Below are 23,442 nucleotides of genomic sequence, written 5' to 3' on the forward strand. Positions count from 1 at the left end.
AGCGCACAACAACTGGAATTCTCATGACAGAGTACGGAGCAAAACCATCCGTTGCTATCGTTGGGTTTGGCTTAGTTGGCAGGGTCGCAGCATTGGAGTTGATGGATCGTTATCAACTCACCATTTTTGAAAAAGATCCACAAGATGCGCAAACAGGTGCCGGCACTTTGGCCGCTGCTATGCTAGCGCCTTTGGCTGAGTCTGTGATTTGTGACCGAACACTTGCTGAGCAAGGCTTGAAAAGCATTGCTCTGTGGCCAAGTTTACTCAAAAAGTTAGATACCTCAGTGTTCTTTCAGCAACAAGGGAGCTTGATTGTTGCTCATCAACAAGATAGAGGCGATCTACAAAGCTTTGAACAGCGTTTAAAACCTTTGGGAGAGCACCAAGCAAAACGGGTAAGCCAACGTGATATTGCTACCTTAGAGCCTGAACTTGGCAGCAAATTTAACCAAGGGCTATATTTACCCTGTGAAGGGCAATTAGATAACCTCGCTTTCTTTACAAGCAGTTATGAGACGTTGTACAGTCGCGGCATCGATTTTCAATTTACTCAAGCTGCCGTTATTAGAGAAGGTAAAGTTAATGGTCAAGCATTCGATTGGATCATTGATTGTCGAGGAGTGGGGGCTAAGCAGGATAAACCGGGTCTACGTGGTGTGCGTGGTGAGGTGGCTCGTATATTTGCTCCTGAAGTGAATTTACAGCGGCCTGTACGTTTGATGCATCCGCGTTATCCTATTTATATTGCGCCCAAACCAAATCATCAATATGTGATTGGTGCAACTGAGATAGAATCTCAAGATGCAAATGACATTACCGTGCGCTCTACACTGGAGTTGTTATCAGCGGCTTATACGGTACACAGTGGTTTTGCTGAGGGCAGAGTCATGTCCTTAAATGCGGGTTTACGGCCTGCGTTTGTCGATAATCACCCGCATATCGAAGTTAAGCATAATGTTATTTCAATTAATGGTTTATATCGGCATGGATATTTACTTGCGCCAGTTGTTGTACAACAAGCACTTTCAAAGGGGCTACTATGAATCTAACTTACAATGGCGAGACTATCCGTGTTGAAAGCGCGCAGTCTTTGCAGCAAATTATCGTCAGTAAAGGGGCAAAGCCGCCATTTGCAGTGGCATTCAATGGGCAGTTTGTACCTTCAGCAAGACTTGGCGATACAATCCCGAGTGAGGGAGACAGCATTGAGGTGCTCTCACCTATTCAAGGGGGTTAGATGATTAACCCACATTCTGAACAGCTTAATATTTATGGTGAGTATTTTAACAGTCGATTATTGATAGGCTCGGCGCTATACCCTTCGCCGCAAATTATGCAGCAAGCGATACAAAGCTCTGGGGCAGAAATTGTGACTGTTTCATTGCGCAGACAAAACTCGGTTTCAGCAGGTGAAGACTTTTGGCAGCTGATAAAAGAGACTGGACTTAAAGTGCTACCAAATACCGCAGGCTGCCATAGTGTGCAAGAAGTCGTTACCCTAGCGCAGATGTGTCGAGAAGTATTTGATACTGATTGGATAAAACTAGAACTGATTGGTGATGAATATAATTTACAGCCGGATCCTTTTGGTTTGTTAGAAGCGACGGATATCTTGCTCAAAGAAGGCTTTAAAGTATTACCCTACTGCACTGATGATTTAGTGTTATGTCAGCGTTTAGCGGATCTTGGTTGTGAAGTGCTCATGCCGTGGGGGGCACCGATAGGGACAGGTAAAGGGCTCATTAATACCTATAATTTAAAGACCATTCGTGAACGATTACCTGAGCAAACCTTGATTGTGGACGCTGGCCTTGGGTTGCCTTCACATGCTTGCCAAGCACTCGAACTAGGTTACGATGCCGTGCTATTAAATAGTGCTGTTGCAGGTGCTGGTGATCCGGTCAAGATGGCCGCGGCATTTTCTCATGCTGTGGAAGCGGGTCGTATGGGCTATGTTGCGCAAGCAATGCCAGAAAAAGAGGTCGCAGCGCCGTCAACGCCTACTATGGGCATGCCTTTTTGGCATCAAAATTAAGAAAGTTAGGAGTCCAAGTGTCAAAAGTTGTATGGAGTATTGCAGGTTCTGATTCCGGTGGTGGTGCAGGTGTGCAAGCAGATTTAAAAGCGATGCATAGCTTCGGCGTACATGGTTGCACAGCTATTACGGCCTTGACCGCACAAAATAGCCTGGGTGTAGAGTCTTTAAATGCGGTATCAACCGAGGTTATAGAAGCGCAGTTATTAGCGCTTGAGTCGGATATGCCGGCTGCGGTTATAAAAATTGGTATGTTGGCCAATGTACAGCAAATTCAATTGATTGCTGAGCATTTGACACGCTACAAGGCGCGTTGGGAAACGCCGCCTGTGATTGTGTACGACCCCGTGGCAATAGCAACCAGTGGTGATTCGTTGACAGAAGAAGACACTGTTGATGCATTAAAAACTCATTTACTGCCTTTGGTGGATGTGATCACGCCAAATACCCATGAAACGCAGTTATTGACGGGCGTCTATTTAATCGGACCAGATGCGGTACGAGAGGCGGCACAAAAGCTACTGTCATTTGGTGTGAAGTCAGTGGTGATTAAGGGTGGCCACTGGGATTACCCGAAAGGATATTGCATTGATTACTGCTGGCATCAAGAAGAATATTGGCTGGGTAATGAGTCTGTCAATACACCGCATACACATGGTACGGGATGTAGCTTGTCATCGGTTATTGCGGCTTGTTTGGCAAAAGGTTACCCGCTCAAAGATGCCTTTATTTTGGGTAAAGCCTATATCAATGCAGGGCTGAAAGCGGCTAAACGCTATGGTGAGGGGATTGGGCCTGTTGCACATACTCATTTCCCAGAGTCTATTGCGGATTACCCTCAAGTGATTGAGCCTGGCAGCTGGTTGGGTGATGAGCTTGAATTTTTAGTACCTGATGAGTACAACTACGCCGCTGGGTTTGCACCCATTGAAGGCGAGTTAGGCCTATATGCGGTGGTGGATACCGTTGATTGGATTGAACTGTGCTTAAAGAATAACGTTAAAACAGTTCAGTTACGCATAAAAGATGCTGACTCTCCAACCCTTGAGCAGGATATTGCCAAAGCAATTGAGCTTGGCAACACCTATGGCGGTCGTGTGTTTATTAATGATCACTGGGAACTGGCGATAAAACATGGTGCATACGGTGTGCATTTGGGTCAAGAAGACTTAAATGTTGCGGATTTAAATGCTATCAAACAAGCTGGGCTACGATTAGGCCTATCGACGCATGGTTTTTATGAAATGCTACGTGCGCATAATTATCGCCCTAGTTACCTAGCCTTTGGCGCAATTTATCCAACAACCACAAAAGATATGACAGGCCAGATCCAAGGCTTGGAAAAACTGCGTCACTTTGTGCCTTTGATGCGTGCTGAATATCCGACAGTTGCCATTGGTGGTATTGATTTGGCTCGCTCCAGCGAAGTTGCCGCGACGGGCGTTGGCAGTGTTGCTGTGGTTCGTGCCATTACCGAGGCGCAGTCACCTGAGCAAGCGATTATCGACCTTAAGCAGGCCATAGGCGAGCAATGAGCGAAGAATTAAGCGATAGAGAGCGGCTGAGATACAGTCGCCACATCTTGTTAGACAAAGTGTCAGAAACGGGCCAAAAACAGCTCAAATCGGCGCATGTAGCAGTCATTGGCTGTGGAGGGCTCGGTAGCCCGGTGTTATTTTATTTGGCGGCCAGCGGCGTTGGCACCTTGTCATTCTATGATGATGATAAGGTTGAGCTGTCGAATCTTCAACGCCAGATACTATATAAGGTTAATCACTTGGGGCAGGATAAAAGTCTTGCTGCTAAAAAGGTGTTGGCCAGTTTGAATAATGATATTCAACTTAACCCGCATAATCTTCGCCTCTCTAAAGACAACATTGAAGCGCAATTAAAAGGTGTTGATTTGGTGGTGGATTGTAGTGATAACTTCACCACACGCTATTTACTTAATCAATATTGTTTTGATAATGGCAAAGTTTTGATCTCGGGCGCAGCACAAGCCACCAGTGGTCAATTTGGCTTTTTTGATTATCGCGAACAGAGTGCCTGTTATGCATGTTTATTTCCTGAGCCGGAACAGAGCAGTGAAGGGCTTAACTGCCAAAATGCAGGAGTAATGAGCCCGTTACTGGGCATGGTTGGCTCAATGCAGGCACAAGCTGTGTGTAATGCGATATTAGGCTTGCAAAAAGGAGAGAGCTTTTTTGTCAGCATTGACGCGTTAACGCTGATGCAAAGACGGTTTGCGTTAGCGAAAGACCCAGCATGTAAGGTATGTAATTAAACTTATTTGTGCAAAGTACAGGTGAAGATAATAAAAAGGCCCAGAGCGGGCCTTTTTATTTGCTATTGATTGATGGTCGCAAATGGCGTGCCCATTCTTGTTACTGTTTCTGGCTGTTGATCCGCCAGGAATTCAGCAGTGTCTGCACCCCACGATAGAATGACGGTTGAGCCCAGCTTAAAGCGGCCCATTTCATCGCCTTTTTTCAATTTAATGGCTTGCGGCCCTGTCGTTGGGTAATCCCAACTAAATACATCTTTACCAGCTGGTGGCGTGACAGTTCCTGCCCATACAGTTTCAATGCTTGCTACGATGGTTGCACCCACTAACACCATTGACAATGGACCAATGTCGGTATCAAAAATGGCGACTACTCGTTCGTTGCGTGCAAATAAGTTGGGTACATTTTGTGCCGTTAGAGGATTAACCGAAAATAGGTCACCGGGCACATAGATCATCTTTTTTAATACGCCATCTACTGGCATATGAATGCGGTGATAATCTTTTGGTGCCAAATAAATCGTAGCAAACTTACCACCTAGGAAAGGTGCAACATCTTGCTCGTTACCACCTAATAGCGTTTGCAAGCTGTAATCATGACCTTTTGCTTGGATGATTTGACCATCGACTACATCGCCAAGTTGACTGATTGCACCGTCAACAGGGTGGGCAATGATATGCTCTTCAGCGGCTAACGGACGAATACCAGGTTTCAGCGGGCGAGTAAAAAACTCATTAAACGTCTTATAATGCGCAGGATCTTCGTGCAATGCCTCGGTCATATCAATTTTATATTGCTTAATGAATAGCTTGATCAACTGAGTTGTCAGTGCGCCAGCTTGGGCTGCAGCGAGCTTACCCACTAAACGTGATACTGCATGTTTAGGAAGCGCATATTGCAGAGCAATTTTAATTTTATCCAAATTCACATTATTTTCCTGAAGTCTCTGCCAAGTGCACCGTCGCTGCCATTGGCGTTATTTACTTAAATTATCTAAAACCGGTAACGGATAGTATCAAACTCTTGGCGCGCGCGCACCTGCACGGCCATCGGCCATTGACTCTAAAATGCGGTGATAGCTATCAAAGCGCAGTTCACTGATTTTACCTTGCTCAACAGCTTCGGTGATCAAACAACCAGGGTCGTTAAGGTGCTTACAGTCTCTAAATCGACAACCACCGATGAACTCTCTGAACTCTTTAAAGCACCAAGTCACGCGTTCTACTTCCAAGTGCCACAGGCCAAACTCACGGATCCCCGGGCTGTCTATGAGGTTCCCCCCGCTTGGTAAGTGATGAAGTTTAGATACCGTGGTTGTGTGCTGTCCTAAGCCACTGTTTTCTGATACTTCTTGAGTTAATATATCTGCATCAGGCAAAACCGTGTTGACCAGCGTAGATTTGCCGACACCTGATTGACCAACAAATATGTTGTTTTTGTCCTTTAATAACTCTTTGAGTTCGTTGATGCCCTCACCTGATTTATTGCTGACCAGCAAGACGCGGTAACCCAACTCACGATAGATATCGAGCACCTCATCGACATATTCGAGACCTTCAGGGTCAAGTAGGTCAATTTTATTGAGCAATAAAATAGGCTCAATGCCCATATCTTCACAGGCCACTAGATATCTGTCTATGATCTGTGGCGTGAATTCTGGCACTACCGCGGAGACCATTAGAATTTGGTCGATATTGGCGGCCACAACTTTGACACCGTCATAAAAATCTGGACGCGTGAGCTGCGTGCGCCTTTCTTCAACGGCTTCAATTACGCCAGCTAAATCGCCTTCACTGACTTTCGCGCGGCGAAAAATGACGTTGTCACCGCAGACTAAACTGTTTACGGTACGGCGGATATTACAGCGCAGCACTTCGCCATCTTCTACCTCAATATCTGCATGCTGACCAAAACGGCTTACAACGATAGCCGGCTCGGTGGGGCCGAGGTTGTCTGATTGCCACTGTAATTCAGCGGTTTCATTATGTTTGGCTTTAGCCAAACGCTTCTGTTGGTTGGCTTTAATCCGTCTGGATTGGCCATGACTGAGTTTTTTTCGTTTTGCCATATCTGTAAACTCACGAGACGAATTATTGCGAATGATTGGTGTATAAGCCATTCATAGGCTATAACTCAATAAAAATGCCCCGCTTTGTAAAAAAAAGCTTTTGGTCGAGTGATGAAGCTAATATGATATATCTAATTGCATTGGATCTAAAGGAAAGTACCGTTAAGGTAGTGTATGTCTTTTCATGAATCAAACTTGGTCTGGCTCGACCTAGAGATGACAGGGCTAGAACCTAAAACAGATAAAATTCTCGAAATTGCAACTGTGATAACAGATTGCGATTTAAATGTGCTTGCTGAAGGTCCAGTTATTGCCATTCATCAAAGTGATGAGTTGCTTGATAATATGGATGAGTGGTGTACGAACCAACATGGCCGCTCAGGGCTAACAGCGCGCTGTAAATCAAGTACGTTTAGCGAAGCAGACGCGATAGCACAAACACTCGACTTCTTGAAGCAGTGGGTGCCACCGGGTAAATCACCTATGTGTGGTAATTCCATCGGGCAGGACCGTCGTTTTCTTCACAAGTATATGCCAGAACTTGAAGCATACTTCCATTATCGCAACCTTGACGTGAGCACGATTAAAGAGCTTGCAAGGCGTTGGCGACCTGAACTTTTAAATGATATCAAGAAGAAAAGCTCGCATTTAGCATTGGACGATATCAAAGACTCCATTATGGAGTTGAAGGTTTATCAAGAAAAATTCTTCAATTTATAAAAAAAGCTTGCAAAGCATTTTGTATCTTGTAGAATCCTGCCCCGCTTGAAACGACAAGCTCTTAAGGCTAAGAGTGAATTTTTTTGAGCGGGTTTTGTTAAGACAAAACTATGAAGCAAGCATTGGCTCAGCTGCTAAAACGTTAGACGCGACCCGTCGCGCTCCAGCGAACAATTTAGAGCAAACTATGAAGCGGCACTAGCTCAGCTGGTAGAGCGCGACCTTGCCAAGGTCGAGGTCACGAGTTCGAACCTCGTGTGCCGCTCCAATTTTTCAGTTTTTATTCGACTGTTAAAATAAAGAATAGACCAATGAAGCGGCACTAGCTCAGCTGGTAGAGCGCGACCTTGCCAAGGTCGAGGTCACGAGTTCGAACCTCGTGTGCCGCTCCAAATTTTCAGTTTTTATTCGACTGTTAAAACAAAGAATAGACCAATGAAGCGGCACTAGCTCAGCTGGTAGAGCGCGACCTTGCCAAGGTCGAGGTCACGAGTTCGAACCTCGTGTGCCGCTCCAAATTTTCAGTTTTTATTCGACTGTTAAAATAAAGAATAGACCAATGAAGCGGCACTAGCTCAGCTGGTAGAGCGCGACCTTGCCAAGGTCGAGGTCACGAGTTCGAACCTCGTGTGCCGCTCCAAATTTTCAGTTTTTATTCGACTGTTGAAATAAAGAATAGACCTATGATGCGGCATTAGCTCAGCTGCTAAAACGTTAGACGCGACCTGTCGCGCTCCAGCGGACAATTTAGAGCAAACTATGAAGCGGCACTAGCTCAGCTGGTAGAGCGCGACCTTGCCAAGGTCGAGGTCACGAGTTCGAACCTCGTGTGCCGCTCCAAATTTTCAGTTTTTATTCGACTGTTAAAATAAAGAATAGACCTATGAAGCGGCATTAGCTCAGCTGCTAAAACGTTAGACGCGACCTGTCGCGCTCCAGCGGACAATTTAGAGCAACCTATGAAGCGGCACTAGCTCAGCTGGTAGAGCGCGACCTTGCCAAGGTCGAGGTCACGAGTTCGAACCTCGTGTGCCGCTCCAACTCTCTCCCTACTATTTTCTATTTTTCAAATTCTTATAACTTTTTTCTCTATTAATCCTGATTTCTTGCATAAAAAGATTGCTTATTTTTAGCACTATGCGTAAAATACGCGCTCTTTCGGCCATATTAGTCGTTCCTTGCCTTAACCCGGCCGGCCGAAACGGGACGAGGCTATACTAACCGTAAGGAATATCCATGCGTCATTACGAAATCGTATTCATGGTTCACCCAGACCAAAGTGAGCAAGTTCCAGGTATGATCGAGCGTTATACTGGTTCTATCACTGAAGCTGGCGGTACTATCCACCGTTTAGAAGACTGGGGTCGTCGTCAACTGGCTTACCCAATCGAAAAGCTTCACAAAGCACACTATGTTCTTTTGAACGTTGAAGCGCCAACTGAAGTAATCAACGAACTTGAAACTTCTTTCCGCTACAACGATGCAGTGCTACGTAACCTAGTTATGCGTACTAAGAACGCTGTAACAGAAGCTTCTCCTCTTGCTAAAGAAGAGAAAAAAGAAGCAGCATCTGCTTAATCGTTATTGATTCGGATTTGACTCACCTCCAGAGGTAATTGGTGCAAACTCAGGCAGACCCTTATACAAACCAGTTCGTTTTATCTGGGATTGTTTGCAAAACACCAAAATATAGTCAAAGTCCTGCTGGCATTGCGCATTGTATTTTTGTTTTAGAACATAAGTCGATGCAAATTGAAGCCGACCTTAACCGTAATAGTTATGTGCGAATTCAAGTTGTTGCTAGCGGTGATAAATTTCGAAATCAACTAGAGCATTTATACGTTGGGCAAGGGTTGCAAGTGAGGGGATTTTTAAATCGCCACGAGAGCCGAAATGGCTTGAGTCAGCTTGTACTTCATGCACAACATATTGAAAGAATTAATTGAGGAAATTACTCATGGCACGTTATTTCAGACGTCGTAAGTTCTGCCGTTTCAAAGCAGAAGGCGTACAACAAATCGATTACAAAGATCTAGCTACTCTTAAAAACTATGTAACTGAAAGTGGCAAAATCGTACCTAGCCGTATCACAGGTACAAGCGCTAAGTACCAGCGTCAGCTAGCAGCAGCTATCAAGCGTGCTCGCTACCTAGCCCTTCTTCCGTACACTGACTTACACAAGTAAGCCGGCTGATTAATAGTTTTTAAAAGGTGTAGAGACATGCAAGTTATTCTACTAGACAAGATCGCTAACCTAGGTAACCTAGGTGACCAGGTTTCTGTTAAATCTGGCTTCGCACGTAACTTCTTATTCCCTAAGGGTAAAGCAGTTCCTGCAAACAAAGCTAACATCGAAACTTTCGAAGCTCGCCGTGCTGAGCTAGAAGCAAAAATCGCAGAAGAACTAACAGCTTCTCAAGCTCGTGCTGAAAAACTTGAAGCACTAGCTGAAGTTACTCTAGTTTCTAAAGCGGGTGACGAAGGTAAGCTATTTGGCTCTATCGGTACTCGTGACATCGCTGACGCGATTTCTGCAGTTGGTGTTGAAGTAGCTAAAGCTGAAGTTCGCCTACCTCTAGGTACTATCCGTGAGACTGGTGAGTTCGACGTAGCTATCCAAGTACACTCTGACGTAACGGCAACTATCAAAGTTATCGTTATCGCAGAAGCTTAATTTATTAAGCGTAAACCGCACACCCAGTGTGCGGTTTTATCCCTCCCCTGAAAAAATTACAACGACATAAATTTTCAGTATAAAAAAGCGATGAATATCGTGATTGATTACGGAAGATTCATGCATACAAGTTGAAAAATTAATCTAAATCACAAATACGGCAAAATGGCGCCTATATATTAAAATGATAGGTACACATTAGTAATGTCATGTAATATCGTACCCATTTTATATAAAGTTGATTTGTGATAATTTAGTTAACTCTTTTTTATTAGATACTTTTTTTTGCTGTCCAAATATCATACAGTGGTATTTTGAAAAATATGACAGCGTTATCATTTGAATTTGGAGAATAATGTTTAATCGTCGTAGTGTGCGTGGCTTTACGTTAATTGAATTACTGATGGTGGTTGCGCTGATTGCTGTCCTTGCGAGTATTGCGTTACCCAGCTATTTAGATTACTTACGAAAGGGCAATCGAGCTGATGTACAACAGTTAATGTATCAAGAAGCAGTAAAATTGGAGCGTATTTATTCGAGAAATGGTGGCTACCCTGATAGAAGTGAATACACCATAACCAAAGTGCATCCACATTATGATTTACGTTATACGCCACTTGGTAAACCCGCTGGTGCAGTAGGCACATATAGAAATTTACGATTTAGTATCAGTGCTACGCCTAAGACGGACACTACTCAGGTATCAGATATATGCGGTACGTTAAGATTAGATGAGCAGGGTAAAGGGCTCTCAGATGGGCCAGCTGATGAGTGTTGGTAAGTCAAAACAGCGCGGCGTTACTTTAATCGAGTTGCTTGTCTGTGTTGCGCTGGTTGCTGTGCTTGCAAGTTTGGCGATGCCCTCGGTTGTTAACTACATTAAGCAAGACCGTGTTGATTCAAATATTCATCAATTAAACAGCGTATATCAATATGCGCGCAGTGAAGCGGTAAAAAGAGAGCAGTCAGTTAGATTGGTCAAGCAAAATTCACAGTGGCTGGTGAACACCTTGGTGGATGGAGAAGAAAAAACATTACGCACGTTTACAATTGGACACGAATCTATTCAGGTAGAGTTAGTCGATCGTGAGATAAGATCGACAGGTGAGATTAACCAAGTGAGTAATATCTTAGTGAGTGATAATGACAATAGCACGCTTGATTACCGTTTATGTATATTAAGAAGCGGTCAGAGTTGGATTGGTGAGGCTGCTGAAAATTGCGTTTAGAAAAGGGTTTTTCATTAATTGAAGTAATGGTATCCATTGTGATCGCCGGTGTGGCTTTATTGGGATTGGCAGGGGCGCAGTTGAAGTCACTGCAATTTGCTAATAATAGTTTTAACTATACCTTGGCACTGGTGCATGGACAAAATGCAATTGAACGAATGTGGACAGACCTCTGTCATTTTCAGCATGTTGATCAAGACTTAGTGACGATGAGTAAAGTAAACGTTTCCAGATTACATCCTGCGGATACTCGGTTTACACTCGGTATCTCGCCTGCTAGATACAATGATCCGGCTTTAATTAGTAACTCACCCGATCAACGGGACGTTACATTTACGGTTAGTTGGGATGATAGTCGAGTACAAAATGACAACCAGAATAATCTCTTGAATCAAATTACACTAGTAGCCAGTTATGTATATGTACCAGCGCCAACGCCAGCAAGCCCTTGTAACTAAATTTAAAGGGTGTGGTTATACGTTAATTGAGCTCCTTGTTGCGATGGCAGCAGGGTTGTTTTTGCTTTCAGGGGTTGCCATGTCATACACGGCGATTAAAAGTACCGTAGTGGCAAGTAAAGAGCTATCGCATGCGCAAGAGGTGATCCGCTATACCAGTCAAGTGATGACGCGAAGCATTAAACAGACTCACCAGAATCCAGAGGTTGAAGCAGTTGGTGCGGCTTTACGAGTCCATCAAAAAGCCTTGCAGCTTGCATGTGATGGCAGCGTACCAGCGGCAGATTATTCTGAGTTATACACATTGTCTAACGGCTATTTAACCTGTGATATAGGTGACGGTGCGGTACAGCTGTTACGAGGCGTAGAGGCATTGAGTTTTGTACAGAATGGCATATTAACCAGTATAACCGTCAAGCCAACAGATATGCCAAAGCAATTTGAGAATGGCATTCAAATTGATATTGCGGCAAATCGTCTCGTGCTTGATAAAGCCGTATTTACGAACCCATAAGGCTAGGGCTAATGAAACGTTTTTCGCGACAATCGGGATTTACACTCATTAAGGTCATGTTATTAAGCACCATGGCCAGTGTGGTGGTGTTTACGTCTATGAAAGACACCATAGTACAAGAACGATTGAGCGGTAACTTCCAAAAAGATTTGAATGCGCGCTTGCAAGCTGAAAAAGGCGTGTTTGCGACTGCCGACGATTTGAACGATTATGCGACCACGATCAACCCCTCAGCGACATTGGCTGATGTATTAGGGAATGTTACAGGTATAAATAATCAAGCGACTGGAGATGGCCAATTTTCAACAACGATCACCTCACCTGAGGCAGGTATCATTGAAGTAGGTAGCCTGGGTAACAAATATGGTGACGACGCAGCTAATAATATGGTGGCGGTTTTTGAATTTACAGATGCTGTTGTTGAGCCGGTTTTTAATAACCCGGTAACAGGCTGTAAAGGGGTGAATTTATCTGGTAGTGGCTTGGTGGATAGCTATGACTCCAAATCTGGTAGCTACGAGGATACCAAAAGCGATAACGGTGATGTGAATACCGTGATTGGCGACTCAGATGTGGTGCTCTCTGGACACTCGCCGATTCGAGGAGATGTTAAAGCTTCAGGCGTCTTGTACCTCAAGGGCTCATCGCCTGTTATTGGTAATGTGCAATCCAACACGGGCATTGATATCTCACATGGTAGTGGTGTTCGAGTTCAAGGGGATGCATTGACGCAAGGTTTCATCATTCATCGAGGCGGTGACATTACCGGTGTTGTGCGTGCTAATGGGAATGTAGAAATGCTTTGGGGGGCTGATATTCTCAACGAGTTCAATGACCCTTTTGATATCCAGTATGGCGGCACAGGTAAGTTTGAGTTAGCCACGGAGCATTCTCAAGATGGCGTATATTACACCGCAGAAAAATTTAAAGTTAATCCCAATGTAGAAGCTGTGCGTGTGTATGACCCGAACTCCCCGAATCATGACGAAACAACGGTTGATGAATGCGACCCACTTGCGCTGCCTAGCAATATGCCTGATATCATCATTGATAATAACGGCTATGAGAATGTTGAAGTTAAATCTAAGCATATTTATACGTTTAGACCTCAATCAAGCAAGTTAGAGCACATTAAATACAATGGTGTCGAGGTAGTTAAACAGCAAGACTCAACCGAAACTGACATCTATTTATTTGGGGTCAACAAACAAGTTCATGGCAGGATTGATGAAAACAGGGAATATGTTTATGGCATGAAAAACTTGACCATTGGCGGTGATGGTGTCGTGGATATTAAACCTGTTGGGGAACCAAATGTGATTGGTGGGGATGTTATTTGGTTGATTGACGGTGATTTTGTCATGACAGGTAATAGTCGTTTAAATATTGCGGCTGGCGCTAGTTTGACCATTTTTGTGACGGGTAAAGTGAGGTTAGGCGCCAGTGCCCAAGTTATCACAGAAGATCCAGGTATAACAGCAAGCGGACTTGGCACATTCAATATTTTCTCATCCTATAAGCCTGACCCCAATGACAATAGTGCAGATAACAAAAATGGCATTATTGTCAGTGGCACGTCATCTTTATATGCGGTGATCTACGCACCACTGACCTCAATTTCTATGAACGGCAGTGGACAGTTTTTTGGTACTGTGCGCGGTGCGACGATTGAAGCGAATGGCGGTAGCGGTATTCATTTTGATGAAGCGTTGAAAGATCTTAAGCTTGGCAATGGCGGTACGGTGAAAGAGCCCGCAAAATTGGAGTTTAAAGGGTGGCGCTATAAACACCCTGAAGAGTTTACTGATGATACAGAAGAAACCAGTAAGAGTGAGTAATTCATCGGTGAGAGGTTTATTCACACCCAAATAGCGCTCTCAGCACCTGCTGTGCTTATCTTATTAAAAACATTTCAATTTAATTTAAACCTTTTCTCATTACGCTGCGTCTTACCAATTATGAAAGGCACTGCGGGGGCCTGATGTGATTTTAGACGATAGGCCAGATAAGCGTATGTTAAAACTGGATTTAAACACTTCTTTTTTTGCTTCGTTATGTCATTATCATTGCCTTGCGGTAAAGGAATTAAAATATGTTAGTTGACGCCATACATCCTTGTGATGAGCTTGAACAGTTGGTTAAGCGCACTCAGCAGGGCGACCAAGCGGCATTTGCGGCTTTATATGAGCAATGTCACCGGCGCGTTTATGCCTTGTGCTTAAGGTTACTTGCTGATCAGGCTCACGCTGAAGATGCCAGCCAGGAAGTGTTCGTTCAGCTATGGCATAAGATTTCGCAATTTGATGGCAAGTCTAAATTTACGACGTGGCTGCACAGTGTCACATCAAACATTGCGATTAGTTATTTGCGTAAGCATAAAAACTGGTTACAAAAAGTGGTTAGCTTTGAAAACAGTGGTATGGATGAAGCGGGGATTGCTTTGTGCGGTGATTTAAACGGCTTGGATAAGCTAGTGCTTAGGCTTCCAGAAAGAGCCAGACTGGTATTCGTACTACATGGTGTGGAAGGCTATCGTCATGAAGAAATCGCCGAGATGCTAGGTATGGCTGTGGGGTCGAGTAAATCTCAGTACCACAGGGCAAAAAAGTTGTTACAGGAGTGGTATGAAAATGACTAAGCCAACATTTGATGAGTTTTTGTCTCAAGAAGTGAGCAAAGCACAGCAGCAACAAGATTTGCCTGAACCTCAGCGACCACTTTGGCAAGGTATTGATAAAGCTATCAATGCACAACCAGATACGGTGCATATTAACGAAGCGGCTAAGGGGAGTGGGGTTTGGCGTCAAATGTCAGCGCTTGCTGCTGCAACCTGTATTGGTATGTGTGTGATGTACTTTAGTCTGAGTATGCCCGAACAAAACAATATGGTGCAAATGAGCCAGTATTTTGAGCAACAAAAGCAAATTTTACTGGTTCAGTATGGCAACCAACCAGCATTGACAAATGATTGGCAAGTACAGTTACAAGAATTAGAAGAAGCTGAGCAAGCGATTAAGCTTGCGCTTGAGAATGATACGCAAAATGCCGCTTTATTGCAGATGTTAGCTCAGGTTTATCAGCAACAATTAGATTTAATAGAGCGAGTTCATCAACCTCGTTGGCAAGAAATTTAGGAGAAGTAGGATGAAAGCATTGATGTTGAGTTTAGCCATGTTCCCTTTGGCGACGTTGGCGGGTGAGAAGATTGATAAAGAGATTGAAATTCCATTAGATGGCAAGGTTTACATTGAAAATCAACGTGGCCATGTAGAAATAAAGACATGGGACAAGCCCGCATTTAAAGTGGTGGGTGAGCTAGATGAAGATGCTAAAGGCTATAAACTTGAGAGTCAGGGCAGCAAGACAAAGTTTATTGTGAAGATGCCCTCGAGCTCAAGAAATTGGGGACGTCAACATGATGGCTCTGAACTTAAAGTTTTCATGCCAAAGCAAAGTGAATTGGTGTTTGAAGGTGTACAAGTTGATGTTGAAGCCGCTCAGTTAATGGCGGGTGCTTATATAAAAACGGTTAATGGTGACATTAAAGCAGCTCAGATCAGTGGCAAAGTGCGCCTTGAAACGGTCAATGGTGACATTGTTAGTAAAGATTTAGACGGTCGTATTCGTTATGAAACGGTCAATGGCGACATCGAAGACATCGGCTCAAAGGGCAAGGTGCGCTTCAATGCGGTAAATGGTTCTATTGAAAGTAAAACGCAGGCAACAGAAATTAGACTAGAAAATGTCAATGGAGAGGTCGATTTTGAGATTGCGCAGTTGCAAGAGCTAAGGCTGAATACTGTTAACGGCGAAATTGAAGTTAAAGTTGCTAAATTACTACCTAATGCCAGAGTGAACCTCGAGTCAGTCAGTGGAGATGCTGAGTTATATTTCCCATCAGATATTTCTGCCAAGTTTGATATTGATGCGCATGCGGGTGGTAAAATCTCAAATGAGCTGAGTAATGATAAAGTACACAAAGCAAAGTATGGCCCATCCAGAGAGCTCGAATTCACAATCGGCTCAGGTGATGCTGATATTGAAATAGACACAGTTAGTGGTCGCATCGAGCTGAAAAAACATCGCTAAGGACTTCGGCCCAACTCTGTTGGGCCAGTACTTTTTGACGATTAGCCCCATCACTGAGCTCATCAGCATTCAGTTTTATCTGTTTTAAGGTTACAATAACAAATCCACTCATTTGTTTTTGTCGTACTATGGCCAAACCTGATCAACAAGTCGATACACTAAAAGTTCCACCGCACTCCATCGAAGCAGAGCAGTCTGTTTTAGGGGGCTTAATGCTTGATAACCAAGCATTTGACCGCGTTGCGGAACTAGTTGTTGCACAAGACTTTTACACACGCACGCATAAACTGATCTTCGAAGCCATGACTAAACTCGTTGAGCTTGGTCAGCCGATAGATCTGATTACCATTTCTGAGAACTTGGAAAAGAACAACCAATTAGACTCGATTGGTGGATTCGCTTATTTGGCTGAAATTGCCAAAAACACGCCAAGTGCCGCCAATATTGATGCTTATGCCAGTATTGTGCGTGAACGTGCCGTTGTTCGAGAGATGATCTCAGTTGCCAATGAAATTGCAGAAGCGGGCTTTAACCCTGAAGGGCGAACAAGTCACGATTTACTGGATTTGGCTGAAAGTAAAGTTTTCAAAATTGCAGAGCAGCGCAGTAAGAGTACTGAAGGTCCGCAAAATATTCACAGTATTTTGGAAAAGACCATAGACAAAATCGAAGAGCTTTATCAGTCTCCACAAGATGGTGTAACTGGGGTGAGCTCTGGCTACTCAGACTTAGATCAGATGACCGCGGGTTTACAGCCGTCAGATCTGATTATTGTTGCAGCGCGTCCATCGATGGGTAAAACCACATTTGCGATGAACTTAGCTGAGCACGCCGCAATGACGCAGGATAAACCTGTACTCATCTATTCACTAGAGATGCCCTCGGAACAGATCATGATGAGGATGTTGGCATCACTTGGCCGTATTAACCAAACTAAGGTGAGAACAGGTCAATTAGATGATGATGATTGGGCGCGTTTATCGTCTACTATGGGCCTTTTAATGGAAAAAGGGCAAATGTATATTGATGATGCATCGGGTTTGACGCCTACTGATGTGCGTTCTAGAGCACGTCGTATCGCCCGAGATCATGGCGGGATCAGTATGATCATGGTGGACTACTTGCAGCTTATGCGTGTACCTAGCTTATCTGATAACCGTACTTTGGAAATCGCAGAAATATCTCGTTCATTAAAAGCATTAGCAAAAGAACTTGAGTGTCCTGTTATTGCCCTTTCTCAGCTTAACCGTACCCTAGAGCAACGTGCAGATAAACGCCCAGTTAACTCAGATTTGAGGGAATCAGGGTCAATCGAGCAGGATGCCGACTTAATCATGTTTATTTATCGTGATGAAGTATATAACGATGACAGTCCAGACAAAGGCACTGCTGAAATTATCATAGGTAAACAGCGTAACGGTCCAATTGGTAAGGTTAGGTTAACCTTCCAAGGTCAATACTCTCGTTTTGATAATTATGCTGGGCCTGCCATGGATGATGAGTATTAAGCCCAGAAGTAATGAGGGTTACTGGCAATGCGTTTAGCCACAGCTGAAATAAATATACCTGCACTGCGTTACAATTTGGCGCGCGTAAAAAAAATCGCGCCTCATTCAAAAGTGATGGCGGTGCTAAAGGCCAATGCCTATGGGCATGGTTTAGTTAAAATTGCTCAGTGCTTGTCTGATGCAGATGCCTTTGCCGTGGCACGGATCGATGAAGCATTGGCACTGCGTGCTGGCGGCTTAACCAAGCCAATTATTTTACTTGAAGGCTTCTTCGATCCGAGCGATTTACCCATTCTCCTTGCCAATAACTTTGAGACCGTTGTGCACGATGAGAGCCAGCTAGTAGCGATTGAGCAAAGCGATCTGGATATGCCATTGTCAGTTTGGTTGAAAGTTGATACAGGCATGCACCGCTTGGGTGTGGAGCCTGAGCAATTTGACAACTTTTATCGGCGTTTAAAGCAGTGCGATAATGTTAAACCTGCGGTGAATTTAATGACGCATTTTCCGTGTGCGGATGATGTGGGCAATGACTTTACTCAAACGCAGATAGATTTATTTGCTGAAATTGTATCTGGGACGAACGAAGCGCTATGTTTGGCAAATTCTGCAGGGGTAATTGGTTGGCCTGATGCGCATTTTGATTGGGTGAGATCTGGACTGATGTTGTACGGTGTATCACCTATGTTAGAAAAAGTAGGTACAGATCATAAGTTAAAACCTGTCATGCGTCTGAAAACCCGTGTTATTGCGATAAAGCATGTCGTTCAGGGCGATCGTGTTGGTTATGGTGGACGTTGGCAATGTGCGCAATCGACAACGCTTGCGGTCGTTGCTATGGGTTATGGTGATGGCTATCCTCGTCACGCAAAGCAAGGCACACCTGTGGTAATAAAAGGTCAACGCTATGGCATCGTTGGCAGCGTATCTATGGACATGATAAGTGTCGATATCGGCAGTAATGAAGCGCAGATAGCAGTGGGTGACGAAGTAGAAATGTGGGGGCCAACACTCCCCGTTGAAGAGGTTGCCGTATGTGCGGATACGATCCCATACGAGCTGCTTTGTAACGTTACACCTCGTGTGAGCTATGAATACTGTGATGAGTGAGCTGCGCTCACTCTAGCAATTGACCTTGCAGCGTTGCAACAACGCGCCTCGGTCCGCCATGATCTCTGTGCTCACCTAAATACACCCCTTGCCAAGTGCCTAAATTAAGCTGTCCTTGATAAATAGGGATAGTCACTTCACAACCGAGTGTGCTGGACTTTATATGGGCTGGCATATCATCATCACCCTCATAGTCATGACGGTAATAGTGTTGGTTTTGTGGAACAAAATGATTGAAATGACTTTCCATATCCATGCGTACAGTTGGGTCCGCATTTTCATTCACAGTAAGACTAGCTGATGTATGCTGAATAAATAAATGAAGTAAACCAACTTTGTAATAGCTCAGTTGGGGAATTTGGGTAAGTAATTCGTCATCAATAAGATGAAAGCCTCGTGCTCGAGGCTTCAGTGTGATCACAGATTGGTGCCAACTCATAGCTTGTCGAAGCTGACCTCTATATTTGCGTTACCATCTTCTGAGGTGAATGGCATAATAATTTTTGCCCCTTCACATTTATGCGTAATCGTATGACCAGGTCCAGATACAACAAGCGGTGTTGCCATATCAAAGTCATAACCTTTTTCGCCGAGTAAATTCTTAGCGCCACCGGTAACCATGTTGGTTATTTCACCAACCATATCTGTGACTTCTTCATTGATTTTTTCCGGTCGTTCACCAAGCATTCTTTCCATGATGGCAAGCGCGAGGCTTTCATCAAACGTAATTGAAAAAGAGCCTTTGGTTTGTGGGCCAACCATACCAATTAATCCAGATACGTCCCCACGGGCGACTTCATCTTTTTTTATCTTTGGCTTACCAGGCGTCAACTCTGTTTGCGCCATGGTCGCTAATACATTTATTAGTGAAGATAAAAAAGGGTTGATGAACTCAACATTCATATTTTAGGTCCCTTGTTTTATTCGTTATAACAGACATTAGTTTAAGTGTAGTGGCTTTTTTGTTAGCTGCACTACTCTTGGCACTTTTCACATAGCCCATGGGCTTCGATTGTCTGTGCTTTTACTTTAAAGCCTTTTTCAGCTGATAAATTATTTAACTCATGAGAGATGGCACCAGAATGCAACTCTTGAACATGCCCACAACTATCACAAATCAGGAGTTGGACAGGGTGGATATGATCAAAGTGGTGACACAACATAAATGAGTTTGTGCTCTCGATTTTATGGATGAAACCTAGCTCAGACAAAAAGTCTAATGCGCGATACACTGTAGCAGGTTTGGCGCTGCTTTCTGTTATTTTTAACTCTTCGAGCAAATCATATGCACCAACACCACCTTGTTTTGTCGCGAGCAAGCGAAACACTTTCTCTCTGATAGGTGTGAAGCGCGCACCGCGATTGTCGCAGACTTGCTTAGCTTTTGTAACGAGTAGTTCTATATTCATATTCTAAATCCTTACACTACTTCTCAATACTAACATATTCAATTTAATAGTCTTGTATCGACAAGGATTTATTCTCAATATTCAAAGGTTGTTGTGCATATTGCGCTAACCACGCTTCAAAATCAATTTTTGACATAGGTTTACCTAAAAAGTAACCTTGGCCCAAGTCACAACCAAGTGCGGCTAAAGTATCTAATTGTAGCTGGGTTTCTATGCCTTCGGCGATTACTTTTATACCTAAATTATGGGCCATGGTGATGATGGTTTTGACAAGTTGCTCTACCTGTTCGCTGGTGTGCATGTCAAAGATAAAGCTCTGGTCTATTTTCACTACGTCAAATGGGTATAAACGCAAATAGTTTAAAGACGAGTACCCAGTGCCAAAATCATCCATAGAGACAATGACACCTAGTTGATGAAATTCAAATAGGGCATCTTTAACCAGCGCATCACCGGTAAGCAGCACGCCTTCAGTGATCTCTAACTCAAGATACTGAGTGTCGATTTTATGCCTGTGGATCAGAGCACTAATGGTATTGACTAGGTTAGGATCTTTGAATTGTCGTGGAGATAAATTGACGGCAATACGATATGGGTGAGGGTATACTGTTTGTAAATGCGCAATTTGCAGAATCGCTTGCTCTAGCACAAATTCACCAAGCTCGATGATGTACCCGGTTTGCTCTGCAAGCGGAATAAATTCTGCTGGAGAGATCCAGCCTAGTTCTTCATTATGCCAGCGTAGTAGCGCTTCGGCGCCAACGACAAAGCCATTAGATAAATCATATTGTGGTTGAAAATAGACTGAAAACTCTCCCTTTTCTAGCGCGCCACGCATTTGATCTTCTAATTTTAATCGACGATTGAGATCTTGGCTCATACTCTCTGTGAAAAATGAAAAGGTATTTCTGCCCATTTGTTTTGCACTATACATGGCTGAATCAGCCTTTCTTAATAGCTCATTCGGAGAATCTGCATCGTCAGGAAATACTGTAATACCAAGACTTAAAGAGATAGTGAACGCACGTTCATCTATTTCGAAAGGGGAACGAAATAGTTGTACCAGCTTAGTTGCGATTGCGGTGATATCATGGTGAGTGTGAATATCCCCAAGTAATAATATAAATTCGTCGCCGCCAAGGCGCGCAACGGTATCGTGTTTTCGCAACGCACTTTTTAACACGCTTGCCGAGTGGATAAGTACTTTATCTCCTACCTCATGGCCCATCGAGTCGTTTACTTTTTTAAAGTCATCTAAATCAATAAATCCGACTGCTATGAGTTGGTGGTTACGTTTAGCTTCGTGGATCATTTGCTGAAGGCGGTCGAGTGCTAAAAAGCGATTGGGTAGGTTGGTGAGCGTATCGTAAAAAGCATGCTTGAGAATGACTTCTTCTTGGCGCTTCTGATCGGTGATATCTCTGACTGCAATAACTAATTTATGTGAATTGGGGATCGCATTTAAGCGCGCTTCAAAATGTTTACTGTTTTTTGTGCTTTCTAGTTTGTAATCTATTTGCGTTAGCTGACCGCTTTGCTCAATGGTTGAGATGGCTTTGATAAAGTGTTTGGCTGCATGCGAAGGGAGTATATCTACCAGCTTTTGACCGACAAATTGCACTTCGGGCATGGGAAGGTTTTCACTATTACTGTAATGGCATTCTAAGATTTTGCCTTGTTTATCAATGATAAAAAAGATATCCGGCAGTGCAGAAAAAATACCTTCCAGCATACTGTGTTGTTCTATGGCTGTTTGCTCTGCGTATTTTTGCTGTTTAAAACCGAGTTCCAGCGCATACGAAGCGCGTGCAATATTGTTTGCTAATAGTTTTAGTTCTCCGTGTCCATCAATGCTGTGCTCTCGAATGAATTTAAAATCCCCTAATTGGTTACTATATTGCACTAGGGCTGAAATGGGGCGATGAATAAAGCAATAGGTCACCAGTAATGCTAATAATGAGACAAATACAATTGCAAAAACGATAAACCAAGCATTGTGGTTGTAGTGCTGTAACAGTTGTGCAAACGTATCAGTGAGATCATATTGGCTATAAATGAATTGGGATGAATTGGCATCATTGCTTGGCGTGTCCGTGAATGGAACAATTTGCGAGGTCGCTAAAATGTTTGTGCCTTCATCAAAGTAATATGATAACGCTGTGTTATCTTGGACAATTTTTACCTTGTCGATAAGTGGAAATAAGGCCTGAGCGTTTAAACCAACATGCTTTTTCTCTGAGCTATATAAAATATTAAGCGCTTTATCTGTTACCAGCGTAACAGGCGGTGGAGAAATAAAAGTGGGAGCGCTTATTTTTGCACGAACAGCATCAGGGCTACCATTTTGCAAAGTCGACACCATATTCATTGAAAATTGCGTCGAAGTGGAGATTGTCTGCTCAACAATAAAATCTTTTTTAACGCCAAAACTAAAAATGATAAGCACGAATGCAAATATAGCTGCCGAGAGCGTGGAAAGGAGCGTTAACCAAACCTTGAGGTTGATTGAATATACTTTATCCATTTTCATTCCTTTACTGCCGTTTGCCTATCTCGGCAGCAAAAACGTCGCTATACATTGTTTAATCCGTTAATGACGATGGGTTGCAATCTGTTAAGGCCATTAAAGTACTCACTGTTAAATTAAGCAGTTACCCTTTCAGACTGCGGCTATCCTAGCTTCAGTATAGTTTAATTAAACAGATAGCAATGGCTGATTTAAGTATAAATATTTGACAGCGCTGGTATCTATTCATTACTAAGATGAATTTTTGTGTTGTGTCTCTTTATGTCAAATAGCCTTCATGTAGCATTGCTAGGCTAATCACTGGATGGGGTGTGAAACTAAAAATGATAGCTGTTTGATATAACGTAATGTGTTTAAAAACAAAGTCTGGAACAACATGCAAAAAGTGCTAACTTGGGCAGCACTGTTCCACAAAGTTTAAACTTTACCAAAGGTTATATCTTATCCAATTGTTAATTTTTGGTAATTTTGATTTATTTTTTCATTTTGTGTGATAGCATCTTAATGGCAGTATTGAATTAATAAAGAATATTCTGATTTTTAGGTAATGGGTATTGTTGTCTAGTTGTCTTGCCTGCATGAGTAGCATTTTCTTTTATTTATAATCCTTTTTAATCAATGTTTTATTGGTTTTTAGGAAGTGGTAAAAGGTGTAGTCTATTAACTTAACTTGCAGTGTTTAGAAGTTAATTAACCTTCTTTTTTTGCGCGTCTACAAGCGTATGCATAGCAGTGATAAGCTATATGTCTCGCGGTTGTTAGTTCGTTGTAAATTTTAAATTGATTAATTTTTTTCAATTTTGTGGTTAGAGC

Annotated in this window: 26 protein-coding genes and 6 tRNA genes; 26 read left to right on the forward strand and 6 right to left on the reverse strand. The window is 43.3% G+C overall.

Going from position 1 to position 23,442, the window contains the following annotated elements; genetic code table 11:
- Positions 1-23: 23 nt before the first annotated feature.
- From AC2CZC_RS08065 to AC2CZC_RS08085, 5 genes are read left to right on the forward strand one after another with little or no spacing between them, the layout of a single operon-like run.
- Positions 24-1,046 carry an FAD-dependent oxidoreductase gene (locus AC2CZC_RS08065; RefSeq protein ID WP_484584433.1) on the forward strand — a complete coding sequence of 341 codons (1,023 nt, stop codon included), beginning with the start codon at positions 24-26 and terminating at the stop codon, positions 1,044-1,046.
- A complete protein-coding gene (gene thiS / locus AC2CZC_RS08070; protein ID WP_484584434.1) occupies positions 1,043-1,240 on the forward strand; it encodes a sulfur carrier protein ThiS in 198 nt (65 codons plus the stop codon). The genes AC2CZC_RS08065 and thiS overlap by 4 nt, the downstream gene beginning before the upstream one ends.
- On the forward strand, positions 1,241-2,038 hold the full coding sequence (locus AC2CZC_RS08075; RefSeq protein ID WP_484584435.1) for a thiazole synthase: 798 nt from the start codon (positions 1,241-1,243) through the stop codon (positions 2,036-2,038).
- 17 nt (positions 2,039-2,055) lie between these two features.
- Entirely contained in the window at positions 2,056-3,573 is a 1,518-nt protein-coding gene (thiE, locus tag AC2CZC_RS08080; RefSeq protein ID WP_484584436.1) for a thiamine phosphate synthase, read from the forward strand.
- Positions 3,570-4,322, forward strand: coding sequence for a HesA/MoeB/ThiF family protein (locus AC2CZC_RS08085; RefSeq protein ID WP_484584437.1), 753 nt, complete (start codon positions 3,570-3,572; stop codon positions 4,320-4,322). The genes thiE and AC2CZC_RS08085 overlap by 4 nt, the downstream gene beginning before the upstream one ends.
- A 62-nt stretch (positions 4,323-4,384) precedes the next feature.
- On the opposite strand, the gene asd is transcribed toward AC2CZC_RS08085, so the two are convergent.
- Positions 4,385-5,251, reverse strand: coding sequence for an archaetidylserine decarboxylase (gene asd / locus AC2CZC_RS08090; protein WP_484584438.1), 867 nt, complete (start codon positions 5,249-5,251; stop codon positions 4,385-4,387).
- A gap of 87 nt (positions 5,252-5,338) precedes the next feature.
- Positions 5,339-6,391, reverse strand: a complete 1,053-nt coding sequence (rsgA, locus tag AC2CZC_RS08095; protein ID WP_039607729.1) for a small ribosomal subunit biogenesis GTPase RsgA — start codon at positions 6,389-6,391, stop codon at positions 5,339-5,341.
- Between the two features lie 174 nt (positions 6,392-6,565).
- Here rsgA and orn point away from each other — a divergent pair, with 174 nt between their 5' ends.
- The 21 genes from orn to alr all read left to right on the forward strand — a co-directional run bounded on the left by orn (position 6,566) and on the right by alr (position 18,693).
- Positions 6,566-7,111 (forward strand): oligoribonuclease, encoded by a 546-nt coding sequence (orn, locus tag AC2CZC_RS08100; RefSeq protein ID WP_484584439.1) that lies wholly within the window; start codon positions 6,566-6,568, stop codon positions 7,109-7,111.
- A gap of 192 nt (positions 7,112-7,303) precedes the next feature.
- Positions 7,304-7,379, forward strand: a tRNA-Gly gene (locus AC2CZC_RS08105).
- A gap of 48 nt (positions 7,380-7,427) precedes the next feature.
- Positions 7,428-7,503: transfer RNA gene (locus AC2CZC_RS08110), tRNA-Gly, on the forward strand.
- A gap of 48 nt (positions 7,504-7,551) precedes the next feature.
- Positions 7,552-7,627, forward strand: a tRNA-Gly gene (locus tag AC2CZC_RS08115).
- A gap of 48 nt (positions 7,628-7,675) precedes the next feature.
- Positions 7,676-7,751 (forward strand) — tRNA-Gly (locus AC2CZC_RS08120).
- A gap of 124 nt (positions 7,752-7,875) precedes the next feature.
- Positions 7,876-7,951 (forward strand) — tRNA-Gly (locus tag AC2CZC_RS08125).
- A 124-nt stretch (positions 7,952-8,075) separates the two neighbouring features.
- Positions 8,076-8,151: transfer RNA gene (locus tag AC2CZC_RS08130), tRNA-Gly, on the forward strand.
- A gap of 196 nt (positions 8,152-8,347) precedes the next feature.
- Complete coding sequence (gene rpsF / locus AC2CZC_RS08135; RefSeq protein ID WP_023400735.1) at positions 8,348-8,689, forward strand: 30S ribosomal protein S6; 342 nt, start codon at positions 8,348-8,350, stop codon at positions 8,687-8,689.
- Positions 8,690-8,727: 38 nt separating this feature from the next.
- On the forward strand, positions 8,728-9,057 hold the full coding sequence (priB, locus tag AC2CZC_RS08140; RefSeq protein WP_039607617.1) for a primosomal replication protein N: 330 nt from the start codon (positions 8,728-8,730) through the stop codon (positions 9,055-9,057).
- Positions 9,058-9,068: 11 nt separating this feature from the next.
- A complete protein-coding gene (rpsR, locus tag AC2CZC_RS08145; RefSeq protein WP_005493466.1) occupies positions 9,069-9,296 on the forward strand; it encodes a 30S ribosomal protein S18 in 228 nt (75 codons plus the stop codon).
- 36 nt (positions 9,297-9,332) lie between these two features.
- Positions 9,333-9,785 carry a 50S ribosomal protein L9 gene (gene rplI, locus AC2CZC_RS08150; protein WP_039607618.1) on the forward strand — a complete coding sequence of 151 codons (453 nt, stop codon included), beginning with the start codon at positions 9,333-9,335 and terminating at the stop codon, positions 9,783-9,785.
- Positions 9,786-10,140: 355 nt separating this feature from the next.
- Positions 10,141-10,566, forward strand: coding sequence for a type IV pilin protein (locus AC2CZC_RS08155; RefSeq protein ID WP_484584440.1), 426 nt, complete (start codon positions 10,141-10,143; stop codon positions 10,564-10,566).
- Positions 10,553-11,014 (forward strand): GspH/FimT family pseudopilin, encoded by a 462-nt coding sequence (locus AC2CZC_RS08160; protein WP_484584441.1) that lies wholly within the window; start codon positions 10,553-10,555, stop codon positions 11,012-11,014. The genes AC2CZC_RS08155 and AC2CZC_RS08160 overlap by 14 nt, the downstream gene beginning before the upstream one ends.
- Positions 11,005-11,472, forward strand: a complete 468-nt coding sequence (locus AC2CZC_RS08165; protein WP_484584442.1) for a type IV pilus modification PilV family protein — start codon at positions 11,005-11,007, stop codon at positions 11,470-11,472. The genes AC2CZC_RS08160 and AC2CZC_RS08165 overlap by 10 nt, the downstream gene beginning before the upstream one ends.
- Positions 11,429-11,986: a PilW family protein gene (locus AC2CZC_RS08170; protein ID WP_484584443.1), complete on the forward strand. Its 558-nt coding sequence runs from the start codon at positions 11,429-11,431 to the stop codon at positions 11,984-11,986. Before AC2CZC_RS08165 ends, AC2CZC_RS08170 begins: the two co-directional genes overlap by 44 nt.
- An 11-nt stretch (positions 11,987-11,997) precedes the next feature.
- Complete coding sequence (locus AC2CZC_RS08175) at positions 11,998-13,824, forward strand: DUF7305 domain-containing protein (protein ID WP_484584444.1); 1,827 nt, start codon at positions 11,998-12,000, stop codon at positions 13,822-13,824.
- A gap of 254 nt (positions 13,825-14,078) precedes the next feature.
- The gene (locus AC2CZC_RS08180) at positions 14,079-14,624 is read left to right on the forward strand and encodes an RNA polymerase sigma factor (protein WP_063361299.1); all 546 of its coding nucleotides are present in this window, start codon (positions 14,079-14,081) and stop codon (positions 14,622-14,624) included.
- On the forward strand, positions 14,617-15,120 hold the full coding sequence (locus AC2CZC_RS08185) for a hypothetical protein (RefSeq protein WP_484584864.1): 504 nt from the start codon (positions 14,617-14,619) through the stop codon (positions 15,118-15,120). Before AC2CZC_RS08180 ends, AC2CZC_RS08185 begins: the two co-directional genes overlap by 8 nt.
- A 10-nt stretch (positions 15,121-15,130) precedes the next feature.
- Positions 15,131-16,075, forward strand: a complete 945-nt coding sequence (locus AC2CZC_RS08190; RefSeq protein ID WP_484584445.1) for a DUF4097 family beta strand repeat-containing protein — start codon at positions 15,131-15,133, stop codon at positions 16,073-16,075.
- Between the two features lie 128 nt (positions 16,076-16,203).
- The gene (dnaB, locus tag AC2CZC_RS08195) at positions 16,204-17,583 is read left to right on the forward strand and encodes a replicative DNA helicase (protein ID WP_039607625.1); all 1,380 of its coding nucleotides are present in this window, start codon (positions 16,204-16,206) and stop codon (positions 17,581-17,583) included.
- Between the two features lie 27 nt (positions 17,584-17,610).
- Positions 17,611-18,693, forward strand: coding sequence for an alanine racemase (alr, locus tag AC2CZC_RS08200; protein ID WP_484584446.1), 1,083 nt, complete (start codon positions 17,611-17,613; stop codon positions 18,691-18,693).
- 7 nt (positions 18,694-18,700) lie between these two features.
- On the opposite strand, the gene AC2CZC_RS08205 is transcribed toward alr, so the two are convergent.
- From AC2CZC_RS08205 to AC2CZC_RS08220, 4 genes are all read right to left on the reverse strand, one after another.
- Positions 18,701-19,132: a secondary thiamine-phosphate synthase enzyme YjbQ gene (locus AC2CZC_RS08205; RefSeq protein ID WP_237135600.1), complete on the reverse strand. Its 432-nt coding sequence runs from the start codon at positions 19,130-19,132 to the stop codon at positions 18,701-18,703.
- Positions 19,129-19,596 (reverse strand): chemotaxis protein CheX, encoded by a 468-nt coding sequence (locus tag AC2CZC_RS08210; RefSeq protein ID WP_023400721.1) that lies wholly within the window; start codon positions 19,594-19,596, stop codon positions 19,129-19,131. The genes AC2CZC_RS08205 and AC2CZC_RS08210 overlap by 4 nt, the downstream gene beginning before the upstream one ends.
- Positions 19,597-19,667: 71 nt before the next feature.
- Positions 19,668-20,102 carry a zinc uptake transcriptional repressor Zur gene (gene zur / locus AC2CZC_RS08215; protein ID WP_046355917.1) on the reverse strand — a complete coding sequence of 145 codons (435 nt, stop codon included), beginning with the start codon at positions 20,100-20,102 and terminating at the stop codon, positions 19,668-19,670.
- Between the two features lie 43 nt (positions 20,103-20,145).
- The gene (locus AC2CZC_RS08220; protein ID WP_484584447.1) at positions 20,146-22,626 is read right to left on the reverse strand and encodes a putative bifunctional diguanylate cyclase/phosphodiesterase; all 2,481 of its coding nucleotides are present in this window, start codon (positions 22,624-22,626) and stop codon (positions 20,146-20,148) included.
- Between the last annotated feature and the right edge of the window lie 816 nt (positions 22,627-23,442).

The organism is Pseudoalteromonas sp. MMG033, from assembly GCF_057197785.1.

What these genes read in the sequence shown, in the direction of transcription:
- AC2CZC_RS08065 (WP_484584433.1), top strand. Translation starts at nt 24, where the DNA reads ATGACAGAGTACGGAGCAAAACCATCCGTTGCTATCGTTGGGTTTGGC.
- rplI (WP_039607618.1), top strand. Translation starts at nt 9,333, where the DNA reads ATGCAAGTTATTCTACTAGACAAGATCGCTAACCTAGGTAACCTAGGT.
- rpsF (WP_023400735.1), top strand. Translation starts at nt 8,348, where the DNA reads ATGCGTCATTACGAAATCGTATTCATGGTTCACCCAGACCAAAGTGAG.
- AC2CZC_RS08180 (WP_063361299.1), top strand. Translation starts at nt 14,079, where the DNA reads ATGTTAGTTGACGCCATACATCCTTGTGATGAGCTTGAACAGTTGGTT.
- AC2CZC_RS08220 (WP_484584447.1), bottom strand. Translation starts at nt 22,626, where the DNA reads ATGGATAAAGTATATTCAATCAACCTCAAGGTTTGGTTAACGCTCCTT.
- AC2CZC_RS08185 (WP_484584864.1), top strand. Translation starts at nt 14,617, where the DNA reads ATGACTAAGCCAACATTTGATGAGTTTTTGTCTCAAGAAGTGAGCAAA.
- AC2CZC_RS08170 (WP_484584443.1), top strand. Translation starts at nt 11,429, where the DNA reads ATGTATATGTACCAGCGCCAACGCCAGCAAGCCCTTGTAACTAAATTT.
- zur (WP_046355917.1), bottom strand. Translation starts at nt 20,102, where the DNA reads ATGAATATAGAACTACTCGTTACAAAAGCTAAGCAAGTCTGCGACAAT.
- AC2CZC_RS08190 (WP_484584445.1), top strand. Translation starts at nt 15,131, where the DNA reads ATGAAAGCATTGATGTTGAGTTTAGCCATGTTCCCTTTGGCGACGTTG.
- rpsR (WP_005493466.1), top strand. Translation starts at nt 9,069, where the DNA reads ATGGCACGTTATTTCAGACGTCGTAAGTTCTGCCGTTTCAAAGCAGAA.
- AC2CZC_RS08155 (WP_484584440.1), top strand. Translation starts at nt 10,141, where the DNA reads ATGTTTAATCGTCGTAGTGTGCGTGGCTTTACGTTAATTGAATTACTG.
- AC2CZC_RS08160 (WP_484584441.1), top strand. Translation starts at nt 10,553, where the DNA reads ATGAGTGTTGGTAAGTCAAAACAGCGCGGCGTTACTTTAATCGAGTTG.
- AC2CZC_RS08085 (WP_484584437.1), top strand. Translation starts at nt 3,570, where the DNA reads ATGAGCGAAGAATTAAGCGATAGAGAGCGGCTGAGATACAGTCGCCAC.
- orn (WP_484584439.1), top strand. Translation starts at nt 6,566, where the DNA reads ATGTCTTTTCATGAATCAAACTTGGTCTGGCTCGACCTAGAGATGACA.
- alr (WP_484584446.1), top strand. Translation starts at nt 17,611, where the DNA reads ATGCGTTTAGCCACAGCTGAAATAAATATACCTGCACTGCGTTACAAT.
- AC2CZC_RS08175 (WP_484584444.1), top strand. Translation starts at nt 11,998, where the DNA reads ATGAAACGTTTTTCGCGACAATCGGGATTTACACTCATTAAGGTCATG.
- dnaB (WP_039607625.1), top strand. Translation starts at nt 16,204, where the DNA reads ATGGCCAAACCTGATCAACAAGTCGATACACTAAAAGTTCCACCGCAC.
- AC2CZC_RS08075 (WP_484584435.1), top strand. Translation starts at nt 1,241, where the DNA reads ATGATTAACCCACATTCTGAACAGCTTAATATTTATGGTGAGTATTTT.
- AC2CZC_RS08210 (WP_023400721.1), bottom strand. Translation starts at nt 19,596, where the DNA reads ATGAATGTTGAGTTCATCAACCCTTTTTTATCTTCACTAATAAATGTA.
- thiS (WP_484584434.1), top strand. Translation starts at nt 1,043, where the DNA reads ATGAATCTAACTTACAATGGCGAGACTATCCGTGTTGAAAGCGCGCAG.
- rsgA (WP_039607729.1), bottom strand. Translation starts at nt 6,391, where the DNA reads ATGGCAAAACGAAAAAAACTCAGTCATGGCCAATCCAGACGGATTAAA.
- AC2CZC_RS08205 (WP_237135600.1), bottom strand. Translation starts at nt 19,132, where the DNA reads ATGAGTTGGCACCAATCTGTGATCACACTGAAGCCTCGAGCACGAGGC.